We start from the raw sequence: 4,647 nt of genomic DNA on the forward strand, positions 1-4,647 counted from the left end.
ACCTAAATGTTTTGTTATAATGTGCTAAGTCTTCTTCTAAAGTTCCTCTATATGGATTAACCTCTAAAGACATTGCAAGTTCTATTATTTCATCAGACTTTTTATTGGCGCTATCAACACTATGTGTCTCGTATAAATTAGCTAGTAGCTTCCAATAATATTGTTCTGCTTTTGATGTAATTTCTACTAAATAGATTGTTGGTTCTTCCAATGGTCTAGTTCTTTTTTAAATGCATTAATAGATCTTGTTTCTCCTTTTTCTATAGCTTTTAAAGAAGCTTCTGCTCTTTGTTTTAATTCTGAAGTTGTAGTGCTGTAAAAACTACTAGATTCTTGCTCAAAAATTGCTTTAATCTTTTCTAAAATACTTTCTTTTTTAGTTTGTAATAACAACTGCATTAATTCTAGTTTTGTGGTTTCTATATTCATAATCCTGTATTTTATCATAACAAAGGTAATTTAATGTTTTTTATTTTATTGGATGGAAGTTATTAATAGCTTCCATTAAGTTTTCTAAATTGTCTTGTTGGTACTTTTCTGTTGAGCCAATATATTTATGTCCGCACATGTCTTGAACTTCTCTAATGTTGTATTTATTGAGCCAAACAGTTATTACACTTGCTCGTAATTGACTCACATTTCTAACCTTGTAATTGATTTGTTTTAGCTTTTTAACAACTGCGTTTAGTATGTTATTAAATTGAGTTGAGTTTAAAGGAAAAAGGCTGTCGTCATATAGATTTATATGCTTCTGTATTATTGGTCTGTAGTCGTTAATGTATTCTAATAATTCTATAACTTGCCACGATTTTAACTCTAATGTTCTGCCGTTACTTTTGGTTGTACTTGGTACATAAATTTTTCCTTTGTAGAGTTGTAAATGTTCTAATTCTAATGCTGCTAAAGTTGTGCTATTTAAAGCTTGATAAACTATTAATCCTGTAATAACCTTATTTCGTTTTGCAGTTGCTGTAAAGTAATAGTCTTTAATGTTTTGAGTCTGGTAACTATAATATAAATCTTCTAATTCGTTACTTGATAATAGATTACGTAATACTTTTGTTTTCTCTCTTTTTACTGTAATATCTTCTGCAGGATTATCTAATCTTATATAACTTTCATTTAAGTAATTAAAATAGATTTTAATACTTCGTATTTGATTGTTTACACTTTCCGGTTTCCAACTTTTAGACTGTAAGTATTTAATGTATTGTAAAAGGTTTTTGTAGTCTATTTGAGTAGATTCTATTCTTTTTTTCTTGCACCAAGTCTTATAATCTTTTAATCTGTAAATGTAGCGTTCTATTGTACTTTCACTATAGCGTTCCTTCTCCAAATAGGTTTTATAATCGTTCATACTTCTCAACTAAATGCGTGTAGATTTGTGTGGTTTCTAAATGTGCGTGACCTAAAAATTGCTTGATATATTCAATATCCATTCCTGCTTGTAAAAAATGAGTAGCTATAGAGTGTCTTAATTTGTGTGGTGTAATATTTTTAGATTGTATAGCTGCGTTATTGGTCGCTTTTATAATTGATTTTAAATGCGTTCTCATGGCACTTGCTCCTAATCGATTACCAATTTTTCCAATAAGTAAAGCTTCTGTTTTGTTGTAATTATTAAACTGTATTCTTGCATCATAAATATAGTTTTCTAATAATTCAAGATTGTAATGATTGATTGGTACAAAGCGCTCTTTATAATTTTTACCTTTTCTAACTAATACTAACCCTTTATCAAAAAGAATATCTTTAATGTTTACCATTATAGTTTCGTTTCTACGTAATCCACAACTGTATAATAATACTAATAAGGCTCTATTTCTGCTTACAACATGTTCTTTTTCATTACTATAATCTACTGCTTTAAAAAGAGCTTTGATGTCTTCTTGTGTTAAAATATCTATAGTTTCAATTCTATCTATTCGTTCTGGTTTTAGTGGTACATTAAAATGTGTATTGGTATTATGTTTTCTTAAGTAATCTCTAAATTTCTTTAAGACTTGTTGATGCGTATTAAGATACGTTTTACTTAATGATCCGCTTTTTGTTTCATTTGGTCTTTCTTGTAAATACTTATAATAATCACTTACTGTTGTTGGTCTAATATGATTTATACTATTTATATTATGCTGTTCTAAATAATAAAAAAACTCTTGTAAATGGATTGGAAAACTATAGACTGTACTATCTGCAAAACCTAAAATATCTAACCATTCTTTGTAATTAATAATAAGTGCTTTATAGCTTTTATTTTTTAAGATTAGTTTTTTCATAATTGCGTGTTGAGGCTCTCTACTTTTTTTACTTCGGTATGTGTTTTTTAGGTTTTTGTTGCGATTTACTATAATTGACTGATTATTATTGCATTGACCTCGCAAAAAGTATAGTTGCGACTTACTTGCGAGTTTGCGAGTTGATTTGTGCAATACAAGTTTGTAAAGCATTGTTTATCTGTTCTTTTAAATTACTGTATTCATCTACATTCACGATTTCAAAACAGTAGCTTTTGGTCTTTGCTTTTTTTATTCTACGGATATAATCCTCTAATAATAATTGATTGTTGTAGTTTCTTAATGTGCTTTCTTTTAGTCTTAGATTTTTACGGATTTCTGTATTGGTAAAAGAGGTTTGATTATTCTCTTTTAAATAGCATTTTAATCGTTCTAAATGATTTCTACAAGCACCACTTATTGTATCGCTTTTACGCAGTAAAACATCTTGTATTAACTCGTTTGCTTCTTCTATATCTTCGATTGTAGTTTCAATATATTCTTCTCCTGTTTGCTCGTCATACCTGCGTTTACGTTGTAATTGCTTGTAAAAAGTAATCGCTTCAATAAATTGTAAATAGTGACTATTTGTTCGTCTTGGTTTAAATACAGATTGTGGTAATTCTAAGTATTCTGCAAATGGATTTATTACTCTAATTGGTTGTAATAGTCTTTGTACATTTTTTAGTAATTCTGCTGCTTGTATTTGTTCTGTGATATTTACTTTTCCTGCACTAATTAATCTTTGATAGTTCATTATTCGCTTATCTTGTTCTGCACTTTCATCGATGTATAAAAGGAAGTTTCTATTGCTATTATCTTCGTAAATACTTTCTTGTGTTGTACAACCTGCAACACTTACTGGACCTTCAACTGTTAGATGTATTGTTTTTGTATTGCCTTTGGTGTCTTTATGAACGACTGTTTTTGTGATACGTTTTTTAGATTGCAGTTCTCGTAATGGATAGAGTACAGATTCTGCACCGTCTAAATCTTCTATTAATATAAGTTTGTGTTGTAATTCTGTGCGATTGAAGTAGTAAAATGCGTTTGCAGATAATACTGTTATTTCTACTTTATCTTCTTCTGGTATGAGTTCTGCAACTTTACTTTGTAAATGTGTTTTACCAACACCACTACTTCCTAAACTAATACAATGCAACGGATTATTAGTTTTGCGACTTGTGAAGATTAAATACATTAATAATCTATTGTCTATTTCTCCAATAACTCCCGATTTACCTATTAACTCATTTGTTTTTGATAATAAGTTTTTAGACTTTAAAAAGGTTTCCGCTTGTTTAGTTTCTGTTGCGCTTAGTTCTTTTTTATATGGTTTGTTGTCTTGTTCTTGCTTGTTAAGTAGTAAAAACCTGTAGTTTTCTAATGCTTTAGTTAAGCTTTGTAATGTTTGTCTTATCTCACTTGTGCCTATTTCTAATCGTTCTGCTACTGTTCTTGTAAATTTCTCAACTTGGTTATCGTTGTATAAATCAATATTATGCCTTAAAATGTTATGTGTCTTTAGTTTCTGTATGCTTATGGTTACTCGTAAACTTTCTAGTTTATTAGTCTTTAGTCCGCCTAAAATGTGGATTTCTAGATGTTTTGTTGTGTAGTTGTAGTTGTTGGGGTTGGAAGTCTCTAACATTGTTAATAAATTTAGAATATATCTTATATGATGCAAATATATCCAAAAAGAAGCATGCTAAACATTCTTATAAGATTTAATTATCAACAATAAGCGTGTAACATCCATTTTTAAAGCGTCTTATTTGTTATTTTTGTTATAAATAATATCGTATTTGATTTATGTCATTAGGAAAACGCATACAGGAACTTCGTAAAAAAGCTAATCTTTCACAAAGCGAATTAGCTGCTAAAATTGATATTTCTTATCCACAAATGAGTAGATATGAAATTAAAGAAGTACAGCCGCCTGCAGATGTTTTAAAACGATTAGCGGATGTTTTTGGCGTGTCTATTGATTACATTGTAAATGGCTCTTTAGAACAAAAAGCAGAACGTGACATTGATGATAATGAACTCTTACAACAATTTAAAGAAGTTGAACAAATGGAAGAGGAAGATAAAAGCACTATTAAAAAATTAATTGATGCTTTTATTACTAAAAAGAAAGTGCAAAAGTTAGCACAATAAAAAAACCACAACTTTTACATTGTGGCTTTTAAATATTATTTCACGGATTGCAAATCCGCGCTATCGGGTAACCACCTCTATTTCAGTACAATCCCATTTAAGGAACACGTTATTTTAAAATAGCTATGTAGATTGCACTGCTAGATATATTTGTTTGATAGTGTTCATAGTTTCAAATGTAGTAAAAAGTAAAAAACAGCAATTAATATTTCTA

Annotated in this window: 6 protein-coding genes; 1 reads left to right on the top strand and 5 read right to left on the bottom strand. The window is 29.1% G+C overall.

Going from position 1 to position 4,647, the window contains the following annotated elements; all coding sequences use genetic code 11:
• The 5 genes from Q0997_RS19975 to Q0997_RS19995 form a co-directional block, all read right to left on the bottom strand.
• Positions 1–211 (bottom strand): hypothetical protein (locus Q0997_RS19975; protein ID WP_299892417.1); only part of this gene is annotated, 211 nt, incomplete at its 3' end.
• On the bottom strand, positions 187–429 hold the full coding sequence (locus Q0997_RS19980) for a hypothetical protein (protein WP_299892420.1): 243 nt from the start codon (positions 427–429) through the stop codon (positions 187–189). The genes Q0997_RS19980 and Q0997_RS19975, both read right to left, overlap by 25 nt.
• A gap of 40 nt (positions 430–469) precedes the next feature.
• Positions 470–1,357 carry a phage integrase N-terminal SAM-like domain-containing protein gene (locus Q0997_RS19985; protein ID WP_299892423.1) on the bottom strand — a complete coding sequence of 296 codons (888 nt, stop codon included), beginning with the start codon at positions 1,355–1,357 and terminating at the stop codon, positions 470–472.
• Positions 1,344–2,276 carry a tyrosine-type recombinase/integrase gene (locus Q0997_RS19990; RefSeq protein WP_299892425.1) on the bottom strand — a complete coding sequence of 311 codons (933 nt, stop codon included), beginning with the start codon at positions 2,274–2,276 and terminating at the stop codon, positions 1,344–1,346. The genes Q0997_RS19985 and Q0997_RS19990 overlap by 14 nt, the downstream gene beginning before the upstream one ends.
• Positions 2,277–2,397: 121 nt before the next feature.
• Positions 2,398–3,924, bottom strand: a complete 1,527-nt coding sequence (locus Q0997_RS19995; protein ID WP_299892428.1) for a hypothetical protein — start codon at positions 3,922–3,924, stop codon at positions 2,398–2,400.
• A 161-nt stretch (positions 3,925–4,085) separates the two neighbouring features.
• Here Q0997_RS19995 and Q0997_RS20000 point away from each other — a divergent pair, with 161 nt between their 5' ends.
• Entirely contained in the window at positions 4,086–4,433 is a 348-nt protein-coding gene (locus tag Q0997_RS20000; protein ID WP_299892430.1) for a helix-turn-helix transcriptional regulator, read from the top strand.
• The last annotated feature ends 214 nt before the right edge of the window (positions 4,434–4,647 follow it).

Origin of the sequence: uncultured Lacinutrix sp. (genome assembly GCF_947500325.1) — a bacterium.
Lineage (GTDB): Bacteria > Bacteroidota > Bacteroidia > Flavobacteriales > Flavobacteriaceae > Lacinutrix.